Origin of the sequence: Methylobacterium litchii (genome assembly GCF_038442315.1) — a bacterium.
GTDB classification, from domain to species: domain Bacteria; phylum Pseudomonadota; class Alphaproteobacteria; order Rhizobiales; family Beijerinckiaceae; genus Methylobacterium; species Methylobacterium litchii.
On record NZ_JBBXMY010000014.1, the window covers coordinates 60,849 to 84,960 of the forward strand.

The 24,112-nt window shown below is 71.1% G+C and carries 22 protein-coding genes; 14 read left to right on the plus strand and 8 right to left on the minus strand.

Annotated features, from left to right (window positions below):
• Positions 1-58: 58 nt before the first annotated feature.
• From glgX to pdxY, 4 genes are all read right to left on the minus strand, one after another.
• Positions 59-2,326: a glycogen debranching protein GlgX gene (gene glgX / locus AAHF99_RS21190; protein ID WP_342166447.1), complete on the minus strand. Its 2,268-nt coding sequence runs from the start codon at positions 2,324-2,326 to the stop codon at positions 59-61.
• A 106-nt stretch (positions 2,327-2,432) separates the two neighbouring features.
• Entirely contained in the window at positions 2,433-3,134 is a 702-nt protein-coding gene (locus tag AAHF99_RS21195) for an NUDIX hydrolase (RefSeq protein WP_342166448.1), read from the minus strand.
• Complete coding sequence (locus AAHF99_RS21200; protein ID WP_342166449.1) at positions 3,127-4,011, minus strand: PhzF family phenazine biosynthesis protein; 885 nt, start codon at positions 4,009-4,011, stop codon at positions 3,127-3,129. Before AAHF99_RS21200 ends, AAHF99_RS21195 begins: the two co-directional genes overlap by 8 nt.
• A gap of 32 nt (positions 4,012-4,043) precedes the next feature.
• On the minus strand, positions 4,044-4,892 hold the full coding sequence (gene pdxY / locus AAHF99_RS21205) for a pyridoxal kinase PdxY (RefSeq protein ID WP_243954200.1): 849 nt from the start codon (positions 4,890-4,892) through the stop codon (positions 4,044-4,046).
• A gap of 119 nt (positions 4,893-5,011) precedes the next feature.
• Between pdxY and AAHF99_RS21210 the strand changes: the two genes are divergently transcribed.
• From AAHF99_RS21210 to AAHF99_RS21220, 3 genes are all read left to right on the plus strand, one after another.
• A complete protein-coding gene (locus AAHF99_RS21210) occupies positions 5,012-5,533 on the plus strand; it encodes a DedA family protein (RefSeq protein WP_342166450.1) in 522 nt (173 codons plus the stop codon).
• A gap of 81 nt (positions 5,534-5,614) precedes the next feature.
• Positions 5,615-6,109, plus strand: coding sequence for an MmcB family DNA repair protein (locus AAHF99_RS21215; RefSeq protein ID WP_243954202.1), 495 nt, complete (start codon positions 5,615-5,617; stop codon positions 6,107-6,109).
• Positions 6,110-6,158: 49 nt separating this feature from the next.
• The gene (locus AAHF99_RS21220; protein ID WP_342166451.1) at positions 6,159-7,763 is read left to right on the plus strand and encodes a Na+/H+ antiporter; all 1,605 of its coding nucleotides are present in this window, start codon (positions 6,159-6,161) and stop codon (positions 7,761-7,763) included.
• A gap of 3 nt (positions 7,764-7,766) precedes the next feature.
• Here the strand turns inward: AAHF99_RS21220 and AAHF99_RS21225 are convergent, their stop codons facing one another.
• Positions 7,767-8,036 (minus strand): hypothetical protein, encoded by a 270-nt coding sequence (locus tag AAHF99_RS21225; protein WP_342166452.1) that lies wholly within the window; start codon positions 8,034-8,036, stop codon positions 7,767-7,769.
• 211 nt (positions 8,037-8,247) lie between these two features.
• Between AAHF99_RS21225 and AAHF99_RS21230 the strand changes: the two genes are divergently transcribed.
• From AAHF99_RS21230 to glyS, 3 genes are all read left to right on the plus strand, one after another.
• Positions 8,248-9,168, plus strand: coding sequence for a glycine--tRNA ligase subunit alpha (locus tag AAHF99_RS21230; protein ID WP_342166454.1), 921 nt, complete (start codon positions 8,248-8,250; stop codon positions 9,166-9,168).
• Between the two features lie 92 nt (positions 9,169-9,260).
• On the plus strand, positions 9,261-9,704 hold the full coding sequence (locus AAHF99_RS21235) for a hypothetical protein (RefSeq protein ID WP_342166455.1): 444 nt from the start codon (positions 9,261-9,263) through the stop codon (positions 9,702-9,704).
• A 50-nt stretch (positions 9,705-9,754) separates the two neighbouring features.
• Positions 9,755-11,854 carry a glycine--tRNA ligase subunit beta gene (gene glyS / locus AAHF99_RS21240; RefSeq protein ID WP_342166456.1) on the plus strand — a complete coding sequence of 700 codons (2,100 nt, stop codon included), beginning with the start codon at positions 9,755-9,757 and terminating at the stop codon, positions 11,852-11,854.
• 170 nt (positions 11,855-12,024) lie between these two features.
• On the opposite strand, the gene otnC is transcribed toward glyS, so the two are convergent.
• Positions 12,025-12,702: a 3-oxo-tetronate 4-phosphate decarboxylase gene (otnC, locus tag AAHF99_RS21245; protein ID WP_342166457.1), complete on the minus strand. Its 678-nt coding sequence runs from the start codon at positions 12,700-12,702 to the stop codon at positions 12,025-12,027.
• Positions 12,699-13,712 carry a LacI family DNA-binding transcriptional regulator gene (locus AAHF99_RS21250; protein WP_342166458.1) on the minus strand — a complete coding sequence of 338 codons (1,014 nt, stop codon included), beginning with the start codon at positions 13,710-13,712 and terminating at the stop codon, positions 12,699-12,701. The genes otnC and AAHF99_RS21250 overlap by 4 nt, the downstream gene beginning before the upstream one ends.
• Positions 13,713-13,877: 165 nt before the next feature.
• On the opposite strand from AAHF99_RS21250, the gene AAHF99_RS21255 reads away from it, so the two are divergent.
• The 5 genes from AAHF99_RS21255 to denD are packed head-to-tail and all read left to right on the plus strand — an operon-like array spanning position 13,878 to position 19,184.
• Positions 13,878-15,197 carry an MFS transporter gene (locus AAHF99_RS21255; protein ID WP_342166459.1) on the plus strand — a complete coding sequence of 440 codons (1,320 nt, stop codon included), beginning with the start codon at positions 13,878-13,880 and terminating at the stop codon, positions 15,195-15,197.
• A 10-nt stretch (positions 15,198-15,207) separates the two neighbouring features.
• Positions 15,208-16,116: an L-threonate dehydrogenase gene (gene ltnD / locus AAHF99_RS21260; protein ID WP_342166460.1), complete on the plus strand. Its 909-nt coding sequence runs from the start codon at positions 15,208-15,210 to the stop codon at positions 16,114-16,116.
• Between the two features lie 33 nt (positions 16,117-16,149).
• Positions 16,150-16,926, plus strand: coding sequence for a 2-oxo-tetronate isomerase (otnI, locus tag AAHF99_RS21265; RefSeq protein WP_342166461.1), 777 nt, complete (start codon positions 16,150-16,152; stop codon positions 16,924-16,926).
• A 4-nt stretch (positions 16,927-16,930) separates the two neighbouring features.
• The gene (otnK, locus tag AAHF99_RS21270) at positions 16,931-18,208 is read left to right on the plus strand and encodes a 3-oxo-tetronate kinase (RefSeq protein ID WP_342166462.1); all 1,278 of its coding nucleotides are present in this window, start codon (positions 16,931-16,933) and stop codon (positions 18,206-18,208) included.
• 7 nt (positions 18,209-18,215) lie between these two features.
• Positions 18,216-19,184, plus strand: coding sequence for a D-erythronate dehydrogenase (gene denD / locus AAHF99_RS21275; protein ID WP_342166463.1), 969 nt, complete (start codon positions 18,216-18,218; stop codon positions 19,182-19,184).
• Between the two features lie 150 nt (positions 19,185-19,334).
• Here the strand turns inward: denD and AAHF99_RS21280 are convergent, their stop codons facing one another.
• Positions 19,335-19,580 carry a type II toxin-antitoxin system VapB family antitoxin gene (locus tag AAHF99_RS21280; protein WP_342166464.1) on the minus strand — a complete coding sequence of 82 codons (246 nt, stop codon included), beginning with the start codon at positions 19,578-19,580 and terminating at the stop codon, positions 19,335-19,337.
• Between the two features lie 80 nt (positions 19,581-19,660).
• Here AAHF99_RS21280 and recQ point away from each other — a divergent pair, with 80 nt between their 5' ends.
• The 3 genes from recQ to AAHF99_RS21295 all read left to right on the plus strand — a co-directional run bounded on the left by recQ (position 19,661) and on the right by AAHF99_RS21295 (position 24,111).
• On the plus strand, positions 19,661-21,502 hold the full coding sequence (gene recQ / locus AAHF99_RS21285) for a DNA helicase RecQ (protein WP_342166465.1): 1,842 nt from the start codon (positions 19,661-19,663) through the stop codon (positions 21,500-21,502).
• A 131-nt stretch (positions 21,503-21,633) separates the two neighbouring features.
• A complete protein-coding gene (gene purL, locus AAHF99_RS21290; protein ID WP_342166466.1) occupies positions 21,634-23,859 on the plus strand; it encodes a phosphoribosylformylglycinamidine synthase subunit PurL in 2,226 nt (741 codons plus the stop codon).
• Between the two features lie 15 nt (positions 23,860-23,874).
• Positions 23,875-24,111 (plus strand): BolA/IbaG family iron-sulfur metabolism protein, encoded by a 237-nt coding sequence (locus AAHF99_RS21295; RefSeq protein ID WP_238206256.1) that lies wholly within the window; start codon positions 23,875-23,877, stop codon positions 24,109-24,111.
• The last annotated feature ends 1 nt before the right edge of the window (position 24,112 follow it).

Genomic DNA, 24,112 nt, shown 5'->3' on the forward strand with positions numbered 1-24,112 from the left:
GAGTCACGCAAGGCGGGACGGGAGGAAATCTCGCCCCCCGTCCCGATCGTCGTTCCCGTCACTCGTTCTCGGCGAGGTGGAAGCGCACCTGCTCGACATTGGCCCGCTCGAAGGCCTGCATCACGTGCTGGTACGAGCGCTCCATCTCCGTCGGCGCGTCGCCCGGCGTGTCCTCGGGCTTCAGCACGAACATCAGCATCGAGCGGCCCGTCACCTCGTAGGGCTGCGCGAAGCCGAAGCTCTCCGCGTCCTGGCTGTCGGGCAGGTTCGTGTCGAGGAGCCGCGTCCAGGCCTCGCCGCCCACCGTCTCCGGCAGGTTGAAGGTCACGAGGTCGTGGTAGGCGTTGAACAGGAGGAGCAGCGTCGCGTCGCCGCCCTTCCGGTGCAGGCCGGTCGCCTGGGCGCGGCCGTCGAGGCGCACGGCGAAGGCGCGGGCCTCCCCGTCCGTCCAGTTCTCCGGGGCCATCTCGCCCCCGTCCGGGCGCAGCCACGTCACGTCCTGGACGCCGAACTCCTCGTCGTAGCGCCCGGTCAGGAACCGGCCGCGGTTGAGGATCGGCAGGGCGTTGCGCAGGATGATCAGGCGCTGCGTGAACTCCGCGAGATCCCGCTCCTCCTCGCCGATGGCGTCCCAGTCCAGCCAGGAAATCTCGTTGTCCTGGCAATAGGCGTTGTTGTTGCCGTTCTGCGTGCGGGCGAACTCGTCGCCGGCCAGCAACATCGGCGTGCCCCGCGAGAAGAACAGCGTCGCCAGCATGTTGCGCATCTGGCGCAGCCGCACCGCGCGGATGCCCTGATCCTCCGTCGGGCCCTCGACCCCGTAATTGTAGGAGAGGTTGTGCGAGTGCCCGTCGCGGTTGTTCTCGCCATTGGCCTCATTGTGCTTGTCGTTGTAGGCGACCGTGTCGTGCAGGGTGAAGCCGTCGTGCGCCGTGAGGAAGTTCACGCTCGCCCAGGGCTTGCGGCCGCGCTTGTCGAACTTGTCCGCCGAGCCGCTGACCCGCGCCGCCATGTCCGGCAGCAGGCCGCCGTCGCCCTTCCAGTAGCCGCGCACGTCGTCGCGGAACCGGTCGTTCCACTCGGCCCAGCCCGGCGGGAAGCCGCCGACCTGATAGCCGCCCGGCCCGCAATCCCACGGCTCCGCGATGAGCTTCACCGAGTTCAGCACCGGGTCCTGGCGGCAGGTGTCGAGGAAGCCGCCGCCCTCGTCGAAGCCGTAGGGCTCGCGGCCGAGGATCGTGGCGAGGTCGAAGCGGAAGCCGTCGACCCGCATCTCCGTCGCCCAGTAGCGCAGCGAATCGGTGACGAGCTGCAGCACCCGCGGATGCGAGAGGTTGAACGTGTTCCCGGTGCCGGTGTCGTTGATGTAGTAGCGCTTCTCGTTCGGCAGCAGCCGGTAGTACGAGGCGTTGTCGATGCCCTTGAACGAGAGGGTCGGCCCCTTCTCGTTGCCCTCGGCCGTGTGGTTGTAGACCACGTCGAGGATCACCTCGAGGCCCGCCCCGTGCAGGCGGGAGACCATCTCCTTGAACTCGGAGAAGGCGAAGTCCGGCACCGCCGCGTAGCGCCGGGCGGGGGTGAAGAACGAGATGGTGTTGTAGCCCCAATAGTTTACGAGGTTCTTTTCCTGCAGGTAATCGTCCTGCACGAAGGAGTGAACCGGCAGCAATTCCACCGACGTGACGCCGAGGCTCTTGATGTAGTCGAGCACTTCCGGCGTGCCGAGGCCGGCATAGGTGCCGCGCAGCTTCTCCGGCACCTTCGGGTGGAGCTTGGTGAGGCCCTTCACGTGGGCCTCGTAGACGATGGTCCGCTCCCACGGCACGTTCGGCTTCTGGTGGCGGCCCCAGGTGAAGGCGGGGTCGATCACCCGCGAGCGGCGGGTATACGCGGCGGAATCGCGGTCATCGAAGGTGGTGTCGTCGCCGGTTTCCATCTTGTAGCCGAACAGGGCCGGGTTCCACGTGATGGAGCCGACGAGACCCTTGGCGTAGGGGTCGATGAGGAGCTTGTTCGGGTTGAACCGGTGCCCGGCGGTGGGCTCGTAGGGGCCGTGGACGCGGAAGCCGTAGATGGTGCCGGGCCGGGCGTCGGGCAGATAGCCGTGCCAGATCTCGTCCGTGTATTCCGGCAGTTCGATCCGCTCGATCTCGCGCTCGCCCTGGTCGTCGAACAGGCACAGTTCGACCTTGGTGGCGTAGGCCGAGAACACGGCGAAGTTCACCCCCAGCCCGTCCCAGGTGGCACCGAGCGGATAGGGCAGACCCTCCAGGATGCGCGAGCGGGCCGCACGGGCCTGGAACGTCGAACGAGGGGAATCGGACATGGGGTCTCCGGTGCTCGGCCCGCCACGTCGCGGCGGGGGCAGTGCGGGAACGTGCCGGACACGGCGAAGCTCCCCCCGCTCGGCGAAAATTTGGTGCGGCGCCGATCTAGCCGAACGCCTGCGCCAGATAGGCCCGCACGAAGCCCGGCATCCGCTGCGGGTCGACGTCGGCGGGTCCTTGGAGGAGGCGCAGCGCGGCGAGTTCCGGATCGGCCTCCGCCCTCCGGTGGGCCTCGGCCCTGGCCAGGAGGATGTCGGCCGTCTCGGGGAAGCGCACGGGGCGCAGGAAGGCGAGCTGCCCCTCGCCTTCGAGGAGGATCCACTCTTCGGCGCCGCCCTCGGGCACCGACAGGCCGGTCTCCTCGGCGAATTCCCGCTCCGCGCTGCCCGCGAGATCGACCGTCTCGCCCCGCAGGTCGTCCCGGTCGGGGGTGCCGCAGGGGAAGTAGAGCTGGCCGGCATTGGCGGTGTGTGCGCCCATCTCGCCCACCAGCACCGCCCCGTCCGCGCTCCAGGGCACGATGGCCGCGAAGGCGTTGGCGACCGTGGCGTCGAAGGCCCCGCCGTCGCGATATGCCACGAATTGCGAGAACCGCGCCTCGAACAGGTCCACCCGGGCAATCCCGCCCTCGACGGTGCAGGCGCAGGACAGGAGGACGATGCCGTCGAACATGGCGGGCCGCGCCGCGCGGCGCCGCTCCCAATGGGCGGCGATCTTGTCCGCGTTGTCCCGCGCCCAGGGCCATGCGTAGGGCACGAGGCGGCCCTCGATCCCCCGCAGCCGCGTGGTCCGCAAAGCCTCAGGCACGCAAGGTACCCTCCGACACGAGGACCGCCGCGCCGCCGATCTCCACCGAGCGCAGGGCGCCCGCCGCGATGTCGACCTGCAGGGCGATGGTGCTCGGGCGGCCCATCGCCTGCCCCTGGGCGATGGCGATGTCGTGGACGCCGTCGCCCAGCGCCTCGAACTGCATCAGCACCCCGGCGAAGGCCGCTGCTGCCGAGCCGGTGGCGGGGTCCTCCGGCACGCCCATCCGGGGGGCGAACATCCGCGTGCGGAAGGCGAGGCCCATCCCCTCCGGGTCGGGGGCGTAGAGATAGAGCCCGTCGCCCTCCTCCGGCGCGGCGGCGGGGCGCACCGCATCGAGGCGCGCGGCCGAGGCGACCGGCACGCAGGTGAAGCGCGGCCCCGTCCCGTGCCGGCTCGGGCGGTGGCGGCCGAAGCCGATCTCCCCCGGCTCCAGGCCGAGGCGGGCGGCCAGCTCCTCCGGCTCCGGCCCCGGCCCGAGATATTCGGGCAGGGCGGGCAGCTTGAACCGGGCGCGCCCGCCCGTGCCGTCGGGCAGGGTCTCGACGACGCAGGGCACGACGCCGATCCCCTCCTCCAGGCCGAAGGCGCGGGCGTCGGCGCCGGGTGGATCCTGCAGGGCAAGGAGCACCGCCGTGCCGACGGTGGGATGACCGGCGAAGGGCAGTTCCCGGGCGGGGGTGAAGATGCGCAGCCGCGCCCGGTGGCGGGGCTCGGCCGGCGGCAGCACGAACACCGTCTCCGACAGGTTGAACTCTCGGGCGATGGCCTGCATCGCCGCCCCGTCGAGGCCTTCGGAATCGAGGACCACCGCCAGCGGGTTCCCGGCGAGCGGCTGCGTGGTGAACACGTCGAGGGTGGCGAAGCGGCGCGTCATGGCATCACCTCTGTCGGATGGGGCGGCCGTCCTCAGACCGCCTCGGCGGGAAACACGGCGGAGGGGGCGACGAACTCGTCCTGCGCGGCCACGGTCAGGATCTCCCGCGAGCCCGCCTCGGCGGTGGCGCGCAACAGGCCGTAGACCGAGGCCGCCGCCTTCTCCAGCGCCAGGGCGGCGGAGCGCTCCCGGGCGTAGTGGACGAGGAACAGGGCGGCGATGCAATCGCCCGCGCCGTTGATCGCGAGGTCGAGACGCGGGGTGCGCACCCGGAACAGCCGCCCGCCCTCCCCGGCCAACAGGTCGATGCGGTCGGCGGGCGTCTCGGCGGTGGCCGCCGAGGTCACGACCACCACCCGTGGCCCCCGCGCCTGCAGGGCGGCGATGGCGGCGCGCGCCTCGTCCAGGGTGCCGCTCGGCAGGCCGGTCAGGAGGTTCAGCTCGAACTGGTTCGGGGTGAGGATGTCGGCGGCGGGCACGGCGCGCTCGCGCATGAACTCGGTGATGCCGGGGCGGACGTAGACGCCCTCCTCCGTGTCGCCGAGCACGGGATCGCAGCAATAGAGGGCGGCCGGGTTCTCGGCGCGCACGGCGGCCACCGCCTCCAGGATCGCCTCGCCGATGGCGGCCGAGCCCATGTAGCCGGAGAGCACCGCGTCGCAGCGGGCCAGCGCTCCGCGCTCGCCCACGCCCCGCACCACGTCGCGGATGGTCTCGGCGGCGAACACCTCGCCCCGCCACGCGCCGTAGCCGGTGTGGTTGGAGAACTGCACGGTGTGGACCGGCCACACCTCGACCCCGAGCCGCTGCATCGGGAACACCGCCGAGGCGTTGCCGACATGGCCGTAGGCGACGTGGGACTGGATGGAGAGGACGTTCACTTGAAGGGCTCCTCGACGCGCCGTGGTTAGCCCGTTCCACGCGCCTTCGCACCCCCGCTCTTGCCGAGCTGCCATGCCGGACTCAGATGGGACCGACACGAGGAGAGTTTTCCGCCCCCATGGACATCGAAGCCCTCAAGGACTCGACGATGGCCTTCGTCGAGACCCACAAGGCCTGGGCACCGCTGATCGCGGCCGGGCTCGCCTTCTGCGAATCGATCGCCGTCCTCTCGATCTTCGTCCCCGCGACGGTGATCCTCGTGGCCGTCGGCGCGCTGGTCGGCGGGGCCGGGCTCGCCTTCTGGCCGGTGGTGATCGGCGCCGCCGTCGGGGCGGCGTTGGGCGATTGGGTCTCCTACGAGTTCGGACACTGGCTCGGGCCGGGCGCCAAGCAGAAATGGCCCCTGAGCCGCTACCCCGAGATGACCGCCAAGGCCGAGGGCTTCATCCAGCGCTGGGGCGTCGCCGCCGTGGCGCTCGGGCGCTTCTTCGGCCCGGCGCGGGCCCTCGTGCCGCTGCTCGCCGGGGTGCTCGGCATGAGCCGCCTGCCCTTCCAACTCGCCAACGTCGCCTCGGCGCTGGTCTGGGCCTTCGTGCTGCTGGCGCCCGGCGCCGGGCTGCTCGCGTGGTTCGAGAAGTGAGCCGCGTGATGCCGCGCCGCAGGTGACGCGGCCGGCGCGCGCCTTCACCATGTCCCGATTCGGCACGATACCGATTCGGTCATGACAGCTACCGCCACACCAGAACCCGCGCTGATCCTCCCCCCGGACCGGCGCCAATCCCCCACCGCCCTGCGGATCCAGCGCGGGGTGCGACGGCTGTTCTCGGAGATGGGCTGCGTGACCCTGCCGGAATTCTCCCTGGTGAACGGGCGCCGGGCCGACGTCATCGCCCTCTGCGGCGCGGGGCGGCTCACCATCGTGGAGATCAAGTCGAGCGTGGCCGATTTCCGCGCCGACCGGAAATGGCCGGATTACCGGGACTTCTGCGACCGCTTCTTCTTCGCGATCCCCGACGACGTGCCGGAGGACCTGATCCCCGAGGAATGCGGCCTGATCGTCGCCGACGCCTACGGCGCCGCGATCCTGCGCGAGGCGCCCGAGCATGCCCTCAGCGGCCCCCGGCGCAAGGCGGTGACGCTGCGCTTCGCCCACAGCGCCGCGCGGCTCCTGCACGCGCTCGCCGACCCCGGCGCGATCCGCGAAGGGGCGCTCTGAACACCGCGTCCGGCTTGCCCCGGAGCGCCGCCGCGTCCACAGCGGGGGCATGACACCCGTCGCCCTGTTCGAACTGGTGCTCGCGCTGCTCGCGGCCGCGCTGGTCCTGTCCCTGGTCGCCGGCCGGCTCGGCCTGCCGCCCGCCGTGGCGCTCGTGGTCGGCGGCATGGCGCTCGCCGTCGCGCCGGGCCTGCCGGCCTTCGATCTCGACCCGGACCTGATCCTGGTCCTGTTCCTGCCGCCGCTCCTGCTCGAATCGGCCTATTTCACCGTCTGGCGGGATTTCCGCGCCGCGATCGGGCCGATCCTCTCCCTGTCCCTCGGGGCCGTGCTGTTCACGACGCTGGTCGTCGGGGTGGTCGCCCATGCGGTCGCCCCCGGCCTGCCCTGGGCCGCCTGCTTCGCGCTCGGCGCCATCGTCTCGCCGCCGGATGCCGTCTCGGCCAAGGCGGTGCTCGCGCGGGTGACGCTGCCGCGCAAGACCGTCACCGTCCTCGAAGGCGAAAGCCTCGTGAACGACGCCTCCGGCCTCGTGCTCTACCGCTTCGCGGTGGCCGCCGCCCTCACCGGCGCCTTCGATGCCTGGGCGGCGCTCGGCAGCTTCGCGTGGCTCGCCGTGGCGGGCGTAGCGGTGGGCGTCGCCCTCGGCTTCGTCGCCACCCGGATCGTCGCCCGCCTGCACGATGCCGACGCGGCCACGATCGTCACCTTCCTCGTCGCCTACCTCGCCTATCTGGCGGCGGAGGAGATCCACGCCTCCGGCGTCCTCGCCGTGGTGGCCTGCGGCCTGATGCTCGGCGGGCGCGAGCACGAGACCTTCGACGCCCGCACCCGCACGCATGCGCTGGCCGTGTGGGGCTTCGTGGTGTTCGTGCTGGAGGCGCTGGTCTTCGTGCTGATCGGGCTGGCGCTGCGCGGCGTGCTCGACCGGATGGGCGGCAGCGCGGACGCGCTCGTCACCGGCCTGCCCCTGGCGCTGGCGGCGACGGCCACCTGCGTCGCGGCGCGGCTCGCCTGGGTGTTTCCCGCCGTCTACCTGTCGCGGCTGCTGCCCCGGCGCTGGCGGGACCCCTCCCCCGCGCTGCGCCCGGCGATCCCGCTGGTGGTCGGTTGGGCGGGGATGCGCGGAGTCGTGACGCTGGCGGCGGCCCTCGCCCTGCCGCTCGGCTTCCCCGGCCGCGACCCGATCCTGCTCGCTGCCTTCGCGGTGATCCTGTTCACGGTGCTGGTGCAGGGCACGACGCTAGGTCCGCTGATCCGGCGCCTGCGCCTCGATGCGCGCTCAAGCCTGCCGGATGGGCATCTCGACGCCGCCATGGCCCGCGTCGCGGTGAACGAGGCGGGGCTCGCCGCCCTGGAAACCCTGCTCGCCCCCGAGACGGGGGAGCACCGCCACCCGATCCTCGTGGAGCAGTATCGCCGCCGGGTCTGGGCGACCTCGCGCCTGCGCGACGCGCGCTCCGAAGCCGAATTGGAGCGCGACGCCCACATGGAGGCTGCGCTCGGGGCCGTCCGGGCCGGGCGGGCCGCCCTCGCCTCCCTGCACCGGGAGGGCCGCATCCACGGCTCGGTGCTGAGAACCATCGAGGCCGAACTCGACCTCGAGGAATTGCATCTCCGGCGGCTCTCGGGCGAGGCCGCCGGGCATGGCTGAGGTTCAGCGGGCGGCGGCGCAGCCCTCCGGCGTGCCGTAGCTGCCGTAGACGACGCGCACCTTGTGTTGGCACGCCGGCTTGGCGACCGGGGCGATGGGGGCGACCTCCACCGGCTCGACGCGGAGCGTCGCGGCGGGGATGGGGTCGTCCGAGGTCGCGAGCGCGCGGCTCGCATTCATCACGACGGGGGTCGCGGCCATCGCCGAGAGGGCAAGGGTGGCGACGAGGGCAAGGTTACGACGGGCGAAAGACTTCCTGGGCGACGTGGTCATGGTCCAATTCCGCAACATTCGGCAGCACATCGGGCGCCGGATAACCCCTGGTTGCGCGAATAACTTGGCTGTGGGCGTCCCGGTTCCGGTCGTCGCAGCAATCTTGACCGTTCGCGTCGGCGCCATAGGGCGCGCCCCTCGCCCGCCGCGCCTTGCGCCGAGGGCCCCGCTCTCCTAGACCCCCGGCCGAGTCCGAAAGCACCGACCGAGCATGCCGAGCCCCGCGCCCACTCCCAACCGATCCTTCCAGGGGCTGATCCTGGCGCTCCAGACCTACTGGGCGGACAAGGGCTGCGTGATCCTGCAGCCCTACGACATGGAGGTCGGCGCGGGCACGTTCCATCCGGCCACGACCCTGCGGGCGCTGGGGCCGAAGCCGTGGAAGGCCGCCTATGTCCAGCCCTCCCGCCGGCCGAAGGACGGGCGCTACGGCGAGAACCCGAACCGACTGCAGCACTATTACCAGTTCCAGGTGATCCTGAAGCCGAACCCGCCGAACCTGCAGGAACTCTACCTCGCCTCCCTGGCGGCGATCGGCGTCGACCTCGCCCTGCACGACATCCGCTTCGTGGAGGACGATTGGGAGAGCCCGACGCTCGGCGCCTGGGGCCTCGGCTGGGAATGCTGGTGCGACGGGATGGAGGTGAGCCAGTTCACCTACTTCCAGCAGGTCGCGGGCTTCGAATGCGCCCCCGTGGCGGGAGAGCTGACCTACGGCCTCGAACGGCTCGCCATGTACGTGCAGGGCGTCGAGAACGTCTACGACCTCGACTTCAACGGCGCCGAGGGCGAGGACCGCGTCACCTACGGCGACGTCTTCCTTCAGGCCGAGCAGGAATACTCCCGCCACAACTTCGAGGCGGCGGACACGACGATGCTGTTCCGCCAGTTCACCGACGCGGAATCCGCCTGCCGCGCCTATCTCGACGCGGGCGCGCCGAACGAGGGCGAGCGCCACCGCATGGTGCAGCCGGCCTACGACCAGTGCATCAAGGCGAGCCACGTCTTCAACCTGCTCGACGCGCGTGGGGTGATCTCGGTCACGGAGCGCCAGAGCTACATCCTGCGGGTGCGGGAACTCGCCAAGGCCTGCGGCGCGGCGTGGCTCAGGACGGCGGGCGGCGGCGCGTAAGCGGATCCTCAAGGGAGCCCCTTGGCCCCTCGCGCGTTCCACACCCCGCTCAGGCAGGCGTCTCCGGCGCCTCTCACAGCGGGATTTGCATCATGAAACAGACCGCCTTCGCCCTCGGCTTCCTCGCGCTGGGCCTCGCCCCGGCGCTCGCTGCCGAGCCCGGCCCGGAGGCCGTGGTGAAGAAGCTCTACGCCGAGCCGCACCCGAATCACTCGGCCGTCTATACCAAGCGCCTGCAGGGGCTGTTCGACGCGGACGCGAAGCAGGCGAACGGCGCCACCGGCAACCTCGATTTCGACTTCCGCCTCAACGGCGAGCCGATGAAGCCCGACACGGTGAAGAGCCTCACCTTCAAGGAGGCCACCGAGGGCAAGGACCAGGCGAAGGTCACGGTCCAGCGCAAGGGCGGCGACGGCGCGAAGTCCATCGTCTACGATCTCGTGCGCGAGGATGGGGCGTGGCGGGTGTCGGACGCCCATTCCATCGGCGACCGGAAGTGGCAGCTCTCCACCATCCTGAAGGGCGAGGCGCGCTGACGCCGGCCTGAGCCCTCGACAGGGTTGCGGCGCGGCGATATGGCCGCGCCATGCCCGACCTCCTGCTCGAACTCCGCTCGGAAGAGATCCCCGCCCGCATGCAGCGGCGCGCGGCCGAGGATCTCCGGAAGCTCGTCACCGACGCCCTCGTGGCGCGGGGCTTCCTCTACGAGGGCGCCAAGGCCTTCGCGACGCCCCGCCGCCTCGCCCTCCACGTCGCCGGCCTGCCGGCGCGCGGCGAGGCCGTGCGCGAGGAGCGGCGCGGCCCCCGCGTCGGCGCCCCCGAGGCCGCGATCCAGGGCTTCCTCAAGAGCGCCGGGCTGACGAGCCTCGATCAGGCGACCACGATCACCGACCCGAAGAAGGGCGAGTTCTACCTCGCGGTGATCGAGAAGGCCGGGCGCGAGACGCTGGACGTGCTGGCCGAGATCCTGCCGGAGATCGTCAAGAGCTTCCCCTGGCCGAAGGCGATGCGCTGGGGCGCGGCCTCGGCCCAGCCGGGCGCCTTGCGCTGGGTGCGCCCGCTGCAATCCATCGTGGCGACCTTCGGCCCCGAGACCGAGACGCCGGAGGTGGTCCCCTTCACGGTCGGCGGTATCACGGCCGGCACCACGACCTACGGCCACCGCTTCCTGGCGCCGGGCCCCATCGAGGTCCGCCGCTTCGACGACTACATCCAGGCTCTGGAGAAGGCGAAGGTCATCCTCGACGCCGACCGGCGCAAGGACGTGATCCTGCACGACGCCCGCGACCTCGCCTTCGCCCGCGGCCTCGAACTGGTCGAGGACGAGGGCCTGCTGGAAGAGGTCGCCGGGCTGGTCGAATGGCCGGTCGTGCTCCTCGGCTCCTTCGACGAAGCCTTCCTCGACATTCCCGCCGAGGCGATCCGCGCCACGATCCGCGCGAACCAGAAGTGCTTCGTGCTGCGGAAGTCCGGCTCGGAGGAGCTGGCCCCGGCCTTCATCCTGGTCTCGAACCTGATGGCCAGCGACGGCGGCCTCGCCATCACCGCCGGCAACGAGCGGGTGGTGCGGGCGCGGCTCTCGGACGCCAAGTTCTTCTGGGAGACCGACAAGGCGATCCCGCTGGAAGACCGTCTGCCGAAGCTCGACAGCATCGTCTTCCACGAGAAGCTTGGGACGCAGGGGCAGCGGGTAGCGCGCATCGCGGCGCTCGCCAAGGAATTGGCGCCCCTCGTCGGCGCCGACCCGGCGCTCGCCGAGCAGGCGGCGCTGCTGGCCAAGGCCGACCTCGTGACCGAGATGGTCGGCGAGTTCCCCGAGTTGCAGGGGCTGATGGGCGCGAAATACGCGGCGCTGGAAGGCCTTCCGCCCAGCGTCGCGACGGCGCTCGGCGACCATTACAAGCCCCTCGGCCCCTCCGACCGGGTGCCGAGCGACCCCGTCGCCATCGCCGTGGCACTGGCCGACAAGCTCGACACGCTGGTCGGCTTCTGGGCCATCGACGAGAAGCCCACGGGCAGCAAGGACCCCTACGCGCTGCGCCGGGCGGCTTTGGGGGTCGTCCGGCTGATCCTCGACCGGGGTTTGCGCCTGCGGCTGCTCGACCGGTTCGCCGCGGCCGATCGCGGTCTGGCCGAGCGGGCCGGGGCCGATCCGGCGGACCTCCTCGCCTTTTTCGCCGACCGCCTGAAGATCACCCTTCGGGACATGGGCGCCCGGCACGACCTCGTGGACGCGGTCTTCGCCCTGCCCGGCCAGGACGACCTCCTGCTCATCGCCCGCCGGGTCGAGGCGCTGCAGAAATTCCTGGAGACCGAGGACGGCAAGAACCTGCTTGCGGGCTACAAGCGCGCGGCCAACATCCTGCGCATCGAGGAGAAGAAGGACGGCCGTGCCTACGACGCCGAACCCGATGCCGCCCTCGCGGCCTCCGGCGAGCCGGCCGAGCGGGCGCTGGCCGAGGCCTTGCAGACGGCCCGCGCCGAGGCGTCCAAGGCGGTCGCGGCGGAGGATTTCGCCGGCGCCATGCGGGCGCTCTCGACGCTGCGCGCCCCGGTCGATGCCTTCTTTACGGACGTCACCGTGAACGCGGACGATCCGAAGCTGCGCGAGAACCGTTTGGCGCTCCTCAACGCGCTCCGCGCCGCGACGCGGGAGGTCGCGGACTTCTCGAAGATCGAGGGGTGACGCCAGACTTGCGGTTTTCGTCATTCCGGGGCTCGACGAAGGCGAGAGCCCGGAATCCAGAGCCGCAACCTTCCCGAACGGCCTCGCTACGTTCTGAACAGTCAAGGTTCTGGATTCCGGGCTCCGCTGCGCGGCCCCGGAATGACGGAGGAGGGCTTTGGAGGCCCCCCTCACCCGTGATCGTGCCCATGCCCGTCATGCTCCGGCAGCGTGAGCCCGAAATGGCTCACCAGATCCTGCACCTGCCCCGGTGACAGGTGGCGCGGGTTGAGGTTGCGCAGGAGGAGGTAGAGCTTGGCCGTCTCCTCCAGTTCCTCCGTGGCGAAGACCGCCGCTTCCAGGCTGTCGCCCGCCACCACCGGCCCGTGGTTGGCCAGCAGCACCGAGGAATAGCGCCCGGCCAAGCCCCGGATCGCGTCGGCCACTGCCGGGTCGCCGGGGCGGAAATAGGGGACCAGCGCCGTGCCCCCGGTGCGCATCAGGTAATAGGGCGTCATCGGCGGCAGCACCGCCTTCGGGTCGATCTCCGGCAGCATCGACACCGCCACCGCGTGCGTCGAGTGCAGGTGGACGATGGCCTTCGCGCTCCCCCGGCTCTCGTAGAGGGCGGTGTGGAGGGGGATCTCCTTCGTCGGCTTGTCGCCGGACAGGAGCCGCCCCTCCCCGTCGAGGCGCGAGATCCGCGCCGGATCGAGGAAGCCGAGCGACGCGTTGGTCGGCGTCACCAGCCAGCCGCCATCGGGCAGGCGCAGCGAGATGTTGCCCGAGGAGCCGGGCGTCAGCCCGCGCTCGAACAGGGACCGGCCGTAGCGGCAGATCTCCTCGCGCAGGCGGGCTTCCTCGCTCATGCGGTGGCTCCTTCGATGAGGTCGAATCCGAGGTCGATCCGGGCCGGGCCGTCGCCCGTGAGGCAGCCGGCAGCCGCGCGCCCGATGGCGAGGCGCGGCGTGCGGATCGTCGAGAGGGGTTGGGGCATCGCCTCCGTGAAGTCGAGCCCGTTGAAGCCGAACAGGGCGATCCGCTCCGGCACGGCGAGCCCCGCCGCGAGGCAGGCGAACCAGCCGCCGAGCGCCATGTCGTCGTTGGCGAAATACACCGCGTCGAGGTCCGGGTGGCGCGCCAGCAGCGCCTCGAACCCCGCCCGGCCCATGGCGGCCGAGGAGCGGCCCTCCCGGACCTCCCGCCCCACGAGGGACAGGCCGGCTTCCGCCAGCACCGATTCGAAGGCCGCGAGCCGCTTGCCGCCCCGCCGGTCGCTCCCCGGATCGAGGCCGATATAGCCGATCCGCCGGTAGCCCCGGGCCAGGAGATGCCGGGCGCTCGCCTCCCCCGCCGCCCGGTTCGAGAAGCCGACCACCCGGTCGATCCCCTCCCCGTCCGTGTCGATCATCTCCACCACCCGCACCCCCGCCGCGCGGGCGAGGCTCACCGTGCCGGGGCTGTGCTCCAGCCCGGTGAGCAGCAGAGCCTCCGGCCGCCACGACAGCAGCGCGGCGACCAGCGCCTCCTCCCGGTCGGGATCGTATTCGCTGACGCCGACGACGCTCTGCGTCCCCGTGCCGTCGAGGGCCGCCGTGAGGCCGCGCAGCAGGTCCGGGAAGACGATGTTGGCGAGCGAGGGGATCACCACCCCGACGAGGCCCGACCCCGTGCCCGCCCCGCCCCCGGCGAGGCTCCCCGCCAGCCGGTTCGGCACGTAGCCGAGGCGGGCCACGGCCTCCGCCACCCGCTCGCCCGCGCGCTTCGAATAGGAGCCGTGGTTGCGCAGCACCCGCGAGACCGTGCTCTCGCCGACGCCGGCCTCCCGCGCCACGTCGGTGAGCGTCACGAGCCGTCCCGGCGGGTCGAACCCTGCCATCCCCGCATCCTCCCGGCGCCCTTCCCCAGGACCGGCATACAGGGCTGCATTTTGTTTCACAACAGAATTGGCAGCGCTGCCAAAGCGAGATATAGCGCGATTCACAGCCGCCGGGGAGCGGCGGATCGGCCTACCCGCAACGGGGGGCAAGGGAGGGACACAGCCATGCCAGTGCAGGCCGCCGCGGTGACGGGGAGCACCGCGTCCAGCGACAAGGGCTTCATCGACAGGACCTACGCCAAGGTCTTCTGGCGGCTCGTGCCGTTCCTGATGCTCTGCTACATCGTCGCCTATCTCGACCGGGTGAATGTCGGCTTCGCCAAGCTGCAGATGTCGAAGGAGCTCGGCTTCTCCGAGACCGCCTACGGCCTCGGCGCGGGCATCTTCTTCCTCGGCTACTTCCTGTTCGAGGTGCCCTCGAACATCATCCTCCACCGGGTCGGCGCGCGGGTCTGGATCGCGCGGATCATGATCACCTGGGGCCTGATCTCCGGGGCGTTCGTGTTCGTGAACTCGGAGGCGAGCTTCTACGCGATGCGCTTCCTCCTCGGGCTGGCCGAGGCCGGGTTCTATCCGGGCGTCATCCTCTACGTGACCTCGTGGTTCCCCTCCCACCGCCGGGCGCGGGTGATCACCGTGTTCATGGCGGCGATCCCGGTCTCGGGCGTATTCGGCAACCCGCTCTCGGGCTGGATCATGGACACGTTCCACGAGACCCACGGCCTGTCCGGCTGGCAGTGGATGTTCCTGCTGGAAGCGATCCCCGCCGTCCTCGTCGGCATTGCCGTGCTGCTCTACCTCGACAACCGCCCCTCCGAGGCGAAGTGGCTGAACCCCGCCGAGCGGCAGGTGCTGGAGCGGGACATCGCAGCGGAGGAGCGCACCAAGACCGACAGCCCGCACTCCATCGCCACCGTGTTCCGCAACGGCCGCGTGTGGTTCATGAGCCTGATCTACTTCCTGTTCGTGGCCGGGCAGTACGGACTGGCCTTCTGGGTGCCGACCATCGTCAAGGCGTCCGGCATCCAGGGCAACTTCAACATCGGCCTCGTGAGCGCGATCCCGTTCCTCGTGGCGACGGTGGTGATGGTGGCCCTCGGCCGCAGCGCCGACCATTTCCGCGAGCGCCGCTGGCACCTCATCGTCCCGGCGCTGATCGGCGCGGTGGGCTTCACGGTCTCGGCCTCCAGCACCGACACGGTGGTCGCCATCGCGGCGCTCTCGGTGGCGGCCGGCGGCGTGCTCGCCTGCTCGCCCCTGTTCTGGTCGCTGCCGACCGCCTTCCTCAGCGGCGCGGGCGCGGCGGCGGGCATCGCGCTCATCAACTCGGTGGGCAACCTCGCGGGTTTCGCCGGCCCCTACGCCATCGGGGCGCTGCGCGACTACACCGGCAGCACCGCCGCCGGCATGTACGTGCTGGCCGTGACCCTGGTCCTCGGCGCGGCCTGCGTGTTCGTAGTGCCGCCCCGCCTCGTGAACAAGTGAGGAGGCCGCGATGACGGACACCAGACAGCGCCACGCGGCGGTGATCGGCCTGGGCTCGATGGGCTCAGGGATGGCGGCCTCGCTCCTGCGGGCGGGCTTTTCCGTCGCGGCCTGCGACGTGAACCCGGAGGCGGTCGCCCGCTTCCGGGAGGCCGGCGGCGAGGCGGCGGCCAATCCCGCCGAGGCGGCGAAGGGGGCCGCCGTGGTGGTCGCGGTGGTGGTGAACGCCGCCCAGACCGAGGCGGTGCTGTTCGGGCCGGACGGCGCGGCGGCGGCGATGCCGGAGGGGGCGGTGTTCGTCTCCTCCGCGACCATGGACCCGGCCATCGCCCGGCGCCTCGCGGCCCGGCTGGAGGAGACCGGCCGGCATTACCTCGACGCGCCGATGAGCGGCGGCGCCGCGCGTGCCGCCGAGGGGGAGTTGACCTTCCTCGCCTCCGGCTCGCAGGCGGCGTTTGCGGGGGCGCGGGACGCGCTGACCGCCATGGCTGGCACGGTCTACGAACTCGGCGACGAGGCGGGCCAGGGCGCGGCCTTCAAGATGATCAACCAGTTGCTCGCGGGGGTGCACATCGCCGCCGCCTGCGAGGCGATGAGCTTCGCGGCCAAGCAGGGCCTCGACCTCCGCCGCGTCTACGAGGTGATCACGAAATCCGCCGGCAATTCGTGGATGTTCGAGAACCGGGTGCCGCATATCCTCGACGCGGATTACGCGCCGAAGAGCGCCGTCGACATCTTCGTGAAGGACCTCGGCATCGTGCAGGACATGGCGCGGGCGGAGAAGTACCCGGTGCCGGTGGCGGCCGCCGCCCTGCAGATGTTCCTGATGGCCTCGGGTGCCGGCATGGGCCGGGACGACGATGCCTCCGTGGCAAGGCTCTACGCGCAGGTCTCCGGGGCCGTGCTGCCGGAGAAGTAGACCGCCGTCCTCGACCCAGGGAGTCTGAAGAAAATGCCCCGCTTCGCCGCCAACCTCACGATGATGTTCAACGAGGTGCCGTTCCTCGACCGGTTCGAGGCCGCCGCCCGGGCGGGCTTCACGGCGGTGGAGTTCCTGTTCCCCTACGAGCATCCGCCGGAGGCCATCGCCGAGCGCCTGCGCGCGAACGGCCTGACCCAGGCGCTGTTCAACATGCCGCCGGGGGATTTCGCCGGCGGCGAGCGGGGGTTGGCGGCGCTTCCTCACCGGTTCGATGAGGTGAAGGCTGGCGTCGAGACGGCCCTCCGCTACGCCGAGGCGACGGGCGTGAAGCGCCTGCACCTGATGGCCGGGCTCGCCGACCCGGCGGATCCGCAGGCCCGGGACGCCTACCGGAAGGCCGTCGCCTACGCCGCTGAAAAACTCGCCCCAGCCGGGCTCGACCTCGTGCTGGAGCCGATCAACGGCCGCAACATGCCGGGCTATTTCCTCAACGATTTCGGGGCGGCGGCGACCCTGATCCGGGAGCTGGCCCTGCCGAACCTGAAGCTCCAGTTCGACCTCTACCATTGCCAGATCCTGCATGGCGACGTGACCATGCGCCTGCGCGACCTGATGCCGATGGTCGGCCACGTGCAGACGGCGAGCGTGCCCGACCGGCACGAGCCCGGCACCGGCGAGATGGACGACGCGTTCCTCTTCGCGGAACTCGACCGGCTCGGCTACGACGGGTTCGTCGGCTGCGAATACATCCCGGCGGGGAACACCGAGGCGGGCCTCGGCTGGTTCGCCCCCTACAGGAAGGCCTGACCCGATGACGCTCGCCCTCGGTTGCGTCGCCGACGACTATACCGGCGCCTCGGACCTCGCGAACACCCTGACCAAGGCAGGCCTGCGCACGGTCCAGACCATCGGTATCCCCAGCCCCGACCTCTCGCTGCCGGAGACGGATGCGGTGGTGGTGGCCCTGAAAAGCCGCTCGATCCCGGCGCCGGAGGCCGTCGCCCGCTCGCGCGAGGCGGAAGCCTGGCTGCGCCAGCGGGGCGCCGCACATGTGATGTTCAAGGTCTGCTCGACCTTCGACTCGACGGACGAGGGCAATATCGGCCCCGTCGCGGACGCCCTGCGGGAGGCGGCGGGCGAGGCCATCGCCCTCGTGACCCCCGCCTTCCCGGAGACCGGCCGCAGCGTCTACCAGGGCAACCTGTTCGTCGGCGCCCTGCCCCTGAACGAGAGCCCGCTGAAGGACCACCCCCTCAACCCGATGCGCGACGCCAACCTCGTGCGGGTGCTGGCCCGCCAGAGCCGGAGCGGGGTCGGGCTCATCGATATGGCGACCGTCACGCAGGGACCGGAGGCGGTCGCCGCCAAGCTCGACGCGCTCGCTGCCGAGGGCAAGGGCGCGGCCATCGCCGACGCCATCTTCGACCACGACCTCGAAACGCTGGGCCGCGCCATCGTCGGGCGGCGGTTTTCGGTCGGCGCCTCGGGCCTGGGCCTCGGCCTCGCCCGCGCGCTGGCGGCGGATGGTAGGGGCACGCGCGACGCGGCCGGCGCCGCCGTGGGTGAGCCGGTCGGTGGCCATGCCGCCTGCCTTGCCGGCAGCTGCTCGCAGGCGACCCTCGGGCAGGTCGCGGCGGCGGAAGCCCTGATGCCGGTGCTGCGCCTCGAGGCCGGGCGGCTGCTTGCCGAGCCGGAGGCGGTGGTGGCCGAGGCGCTGGCCTTCGCCCGCGAGCGCATCGCGCAAGGCCCGGTGCTGATCGCCTCCTCCGCCGAGCCGGAGGCGGTGCGCGCGCTCCAATCTCGCCACGGCTCGGAAGCCGCCGGCCATGCCGTCGAGGCGGCCCTCTCGGCCATCGCCGAGGGGCTGGTCGCGGCGGGGGTGCGGCGCCTCGTGATCGCCGGGGGCGAGACCTCCGGCGCCTGCGTCGACCGCCTCGGCCTGCGCGCCTTCCTCGTCGGGCCGGAGATCGCCGCCGGCGTGCCGGTGCTGCGCAGCGCCGGCCGCCCGGAGCCGATGCTGCTCGCCCTCAAGTCGGGGAATTTCGGCGGCCCCGACTTCTTCGCCCGCGCCCTCGACATGATGCAGTGAGGTTTCGATGCACGCTCTGATCCTCGGTGCCGCCGGCATGATCGGCCGGCGCCTCGTCGACACCCTCGTGAGCGAGGGGATGGTCGGCGGGCAGCCGCTCACCGGCCTGACGCTCCTCGACGTCGTCGCCCCCACCGCCCCCGACGGCGTGCCCGGCCCGGTGCGCGCCGAGGCCGCCGACCTGTCGGTGCCCGGCGCCGCCGCAGCGGCGGTGCGCGACCGGCCGGAGGTGATCTTCCACCTCGCGGCGGTGGTCTCGGGCGAGGCGGAGGCGAATTTCGACCTCGGCTACCGGGTGAACCTCGACGCGACGCGCTTCCTGTTCGAGGCGATCCGCGCCATCGAGGGCTACCGGCCGAAGGTGGTGTTCACCTCCTCGCTCGCGGTGTTCGGGCCGCCCTTCCCGGGTGTCATTCCCGACGACCACATCCTGCGCCCGGCGACCTCCTACGGCACGCAGAAGGCGATGGGCGAGATGCTCCTCGCCGACTATGCGCGCCGGGGCATCTTCGACGGCATCGGCCTGCGCCTGCCGACGATCTGCGTGCGGCCGGGCAAGCCGAACAAGGCGGCCTCGGGCTTCTTCTCCGGCATCATCCGCGAACCGCTGGCCGGGCAGGAAGCCCGCTTGCCGGTGCCCGACACGGTGCGGCACTGGTTCGCGAGCCCGGCGGCGGCGGTCGGCTTCCTGACCCACGCGGCGGGGCTCGACCTCACCCGTCTCGGCACCCGCCGGAGCCTGACCATGCCGGGCGTCTCCGCGACGGTGGCCGAGGAGATCGAGGCCCTGCGTCGCGCGGCCGGCGACACGGCGGTCGCTCTGATCCGCCGGGAGCCGGACGAGGCGGTGATGCGCATCGTCGAGACATGGCCTGCGGCGTTCGACACCCAAGCCGCGACGGAACTGGGCTTCCAAGCGGACGCCTCGTTCGACGCCATCGTGGCCCAGCACATCGCCGAGTTCCACGGGGGCTGAAGAGGGCTGCATCCGCCCTTCCTCCTTCATCGTCATTGCGAGCGAAGCGAAGCAATCCAGGGAAGCGGGACGTTTCCGACCGTAGCGCTGCTGGATTGCTTCACTGCGTTCGCAATGACGGTGCGGGGGATAGCCGCCTCGCGCGCACCCTCACGATTGTATCGACTGCCCTTCTTCCAGACTGTCGTAGAACGCCTTGTCCGCCTTGAGGCCGGTCTTGGGGTAGCGTGCCAACTCGTCCTGGATCGGCCGGATGCGCTCGGCGAGCGTCTTGCCGGTCCGCGCCAGTTCGTGCACCAACGCGACCCGCACCGCCTCGGCCTTGCTCACGCCCGTCCGCGATGCCAATTTCTCGGCAAGCTGATCGACCTCGTCGCTGGCGATGGTGAGCGGCATGGCTGCCTCCGTGATGAGCGGGAAAAACGTAAGCCAGCCCGACCCTTGCCGCAAGCACACCAGAAATTGAGAGAACACGGATGACCCGCCTCGACGAGGCCCGCGCCGCGCTGAAGGAAACCTTCGGCTACGAGGATTTCCGGCCCGGCCAGGACGAGGTGATCGGCGCGGTCCTCGACGGGCAGGACGTGTTCGCCGTGATGCCCACCGGCTCCGGCAAGTCGATGACCTACCAGCTGCCGGCCCTGGTCGATGCCGGGCTCACCGTGGTGGTCTCGCCGCTCATCGCCCTGATGCACGATCAGGTGCAGCAGATGCGCAGCGTCGGGATCCCGGCGGCGACGCTCAACTCCACCGTGCCGGAGGCCGAATCGCGTGAGGCATGGCGGGCGATCCGCTCGGGGGAGATGCGCCTTCTGTTCGTCTCCCCGGAACGCCTGCTCATGGACGGCTGCATGGAGGCCCTGCGCGGAGCCGGGGTCCAGCGGCTCGCCGTGGACGAGGCGCATTGCGTCTCGCAATGGGGCCACGATTTCCGCCCCGAATACCGGGAGATCGCCCGCGCCCGCGAGGCTTTGGGCAACGTCCAGACCGTGGCGCTCACCGCCACCGCCGACGCCGCGACCCGCGCCGAGATCGCCGAGCGTTTGTTCCCCGAGGGGCGGCATCCGCGGATCTTCGTCCATTCCTTCGACCGGCCGAACATCCGCCTGACCTTCCAGCCGAAGGACAACCCGTCCCGGCAGATCGAGCGGTTCCTGCGGCACCGCCGCTCCGAGAGCGGCATCATCTATTGCTCGTCGCGCAAGCGCACGGAGCAACTGGCCGAAACGCTCAGCAAGGACGGGTTCACCGCCCTGCCCTACCATGCCGGCCTCGACCAGGGGACGCGAGCCCGCAACCAGGACCGCTTCCTGCAGGAGGACGGGATGGTGATGACCGCCACCGTCGCCTTCGGCATGGGCATCAACAAGCCCGACGTGCGCTTCGTCATCCACGCCGACATGCCGACCAACGTCGAGGGCTATTACCAGGAGATCGGCCGCGCCGGCCGCGACGGGCTGCCCGCCGACACCCTCACCCTCTACGGCCTCGACGACATGGCGCTCCGCCGCCGCCAGATCGACGAGAAGGAGATCTCCGACGAGCGCCGCCGCGTCGAGCGGCGCAAGCTCGAGGCGATGATCTCGCTCTGCGAAGGCGCCTCCTGCCGGCGGCAATCGCTGCTCGCCTATTTCGGCGAGACTAGCGGGCGGTGCGGCCGCTGCGACCTCTGCCGGGACGGGGTGGAACTCGTGGACGGCACCGTGCCGGCGCAGAAGCTGCTCTCGGCCATCGTGCGCACCGGGCAACGCTTCGGCGCGGCCTATGTCTGCGACGTGGTCCACGGCAAGGAGAGCGATTCGATCCGCCGCAACGGCCATGACGGGCTGAAGACCTTCGGCGTCGGCGCCGACAAGCCGGTGGCGGCGTGGCGGGCGATCCTGCGCCAGCTCTTCGCGGCGGGCGCGGTGGCCGAGAACGCCGACGGGTATGGCGGCCTCAGCCTCACCGAGAAGGGCACGGAGATCCTCTACGGGCGCGAGCCCATCACCCTGCGGCCGGACCCCGAGCCCAAGCCCGAATCCCGCGAGCGTCGCCGCACCGCACCCCGCGCGGCCGAGGAACTGGGCCTGCCCGAGGCGGACGAGGCGCTGTTCCAGCATCTGCGTGGTCTTCGCGCGACCATCGCCAGGGCCGAGGGAATCGCCGCCTTCATGGTCTTCCCGGACCGCACGCTGATCGAGATGGCCCGCCAGAAACCCGTCGATCTCTGGGCGATGCGCAGCATCCACGGCGTCGGCGAGCGCAAGCGCGAGGCCTACGGCGACCGTTTCGCCGAGGCGATCAAGGAGTTCCTGAGCCATCCCACGGCCGCCTGATCCCCTATTCCGTTCAGGCGACTCTCACCCAAGATGTTGCATCGCAGGTCAGGAAGGCACTAATCCGTCGCGGCCCACTCCAGCACCGTGTTCGGGTCCGTCGCCGTAGGCCTGTTCGTCGAGACCGCCGCATGTTCCGCAACGATGTCCCGATCACGCCCGAGCTTGTGGCCCAGCACGGCCTCAAACCGGACGAGTACGACCGCTTCCGGGCGCTCATCGGCCGCGACCCGACGCTGACCGAGCTCGGCATCGTCTCGGCGATGTGGAACGAGCATTGCTCGTACAAGTCCTCGCGAAAGCACCTGCGCGGCCTGCCGACCTCGGCGCCGTGGGTGATCCAGGGCCCCGGCGAGAACGCGGGCGTCATCGACATCGGCGACGGGCTGGCCTGCGTCTTCAAGATGGAGAGCCACAACCACCCGAGCTTCATCGAGCCCTACCAGGGCGCGGCGACCGGCGTCGGCGGCATTCTTCGGGATGTCTTCACGATGGGGGCGAGGCCCATCGCCGCCTTGAACGCGCTGCGCTTCGGCGATCCCGAGCATCCCCGCACAAGGGGGCTCGTCTCCGGCGTGGTGGCCGGCGTCGGCGGCTACGGCAATTCCTTCGGCGTGCCGACCGTCGGCGGGCAGGTCGGCTTCCACCGGCGCTACGACGGCAACATCCTCGTCAACGCGATGGCGGTGGGCCTCGCCAAGCAGGACGGCATCTTCTACGCCGCCGCCGCCGGCGTCGGGAACCCGATCGTCTATCTCGGCTCCAAGACCGGCCGCGACGGTATCCACGGCGCCACCATGGCCTCCGCCGAGTTCGACGAGGGCACGGAGGCCAAGCGCCCGACCGTGCAGGTCGGCGATCCCTTCGCCGAGAAGCTGCTCCTCGAAGCCTGCCTGGAGCTGATGGCCTCGGGCGCGGTCATCGCCATCCAGGACATGGGCGCGGCGGGGCTGACCTGCTCGGCGGTCGAGATGGGCGCCAAGGGTGATCTCGGCGTCGAACTCGACATCGAGAAGGTGCCCGCCCGCGAGGAGGGCATGACCCCCTACGAGATGATGCTCTCGGAGAGCCAGGAGCGGATGCTCATGGTGCTCAAGCCCGGCATGGAGGCCGAGGCGGAAGCGATCTTCGTGAAATGGGGCCTCGACTTCGCGGTGATCGGCAAGACCACCGATACCCTGCGCTTCGTCATCAAGTGGCACGGCGAGACGGTCGCCGACCTGCCGATCAAGGAACTCGGCGACGAGGCCCCGCTCTACGATCGGCCCCACCTCGCCAACACCCATCAGGACGTCATCCGCCCGGCCGATGTCGCTGCCCCCGCCTCCCTGGCGGACGCGCTGACGCGCCTTCTGGCCTCGCCGGACCTGTCCTCGAAGCGCTGGGTCTACGAGCAGTACGACCACTTCATCCTCGGCAACACCGTGCAGAAGCCCGGCGGCGACGCGGCGATCGTGCGGGTCGAGGACGGGCCGAAGGGCCTTGCGATCACCTGCGACGTGACGCCGCGCTATTGCGAGGCCGATCCCGTCGAGGGCGGCAAGCAGGCCGTCGCCGAGGCGTGGCGCAACATCACGGCGGTGGGCGGCAAGCCCCTCGCCATCACCGACAACCTGAACTTCGGCAACCCGGAGAAGCCCGAGGTGATGGGCCAGCTCGTCGGCTGCCTGAAGGGCATCGGCGAGGCCTGCCGCGCCCTCGACTTCCCCGTCGTGTCCGGGAACGTCTCCCTCTACAACGAGACCAACGGCGTCGGCATCCTGCCCACCCCGACCATCGGCGGCGTCGGCGTGATGGACGACGTGGCCCGCCACGCCACCATCGCCCTGAAGCGCGAGGGCGACGCCCTGGTGCTGATCGGCGCGGGCGAGGGCTGGCTCGGCCAGTCCGCCTACCTCGCCGTGGTCGAGGGCCGCGAGGAGGGCGCGCCGCCGCCGGTCGATCTCGGCCTGGAGCGCCGCAACGGCGACTTCGTGCGCGGCCTCATCACCTCCGGCGTCGCGGACACGGTCCACGACCTGTCGGATGGCGGCCTCGCCGTGGCCCTCGCCGAGATGGCGATGGCCGGCGGCATCGGCGCGGCGCTCCCCGAGGTGCCGGTGGACCTGCCCGCCCATGCCTACCTGTTCGGCGAGGATCAGGCCCGCTACCTCATCGCCATCCCGCCCGAGGCGGCGACCGACCTCCTGTACAGCGCCTCGGCGCAGGGCATCGACGCGGCCGTCATCGGCATCACCGGGTCCGACCGCCTGACCCTGCCGGGCGGCGAGACCGTCGCCATCGCCGACCTGCGCGAGGCCCACGAGGGCTGGCTGCCGGCCTACATGGCGAGCCAGCCCGCCGCCCCCGCCGCCTGAATCCGGAGAAACCCCATGCCGATGGATGCCCGCGAGATCGAACGCATGATCGTCGAGGCCCTGCCCGACGCGAAGGTGGAGATCCGCGATCTCGCCGGCGACGGCGACCACTACGCCGCGACGGTGCTGAGCCACGCCTTCAAGGGCAAGACCCGGGTCGCTCAGCACCAGATGGTCTACGGCGCCCTCCAGGGGCGCATGGGGGGCGTGCTCCACGCCCTTGCGCTGACCACGGGCGTCCCGCAGGATTGAG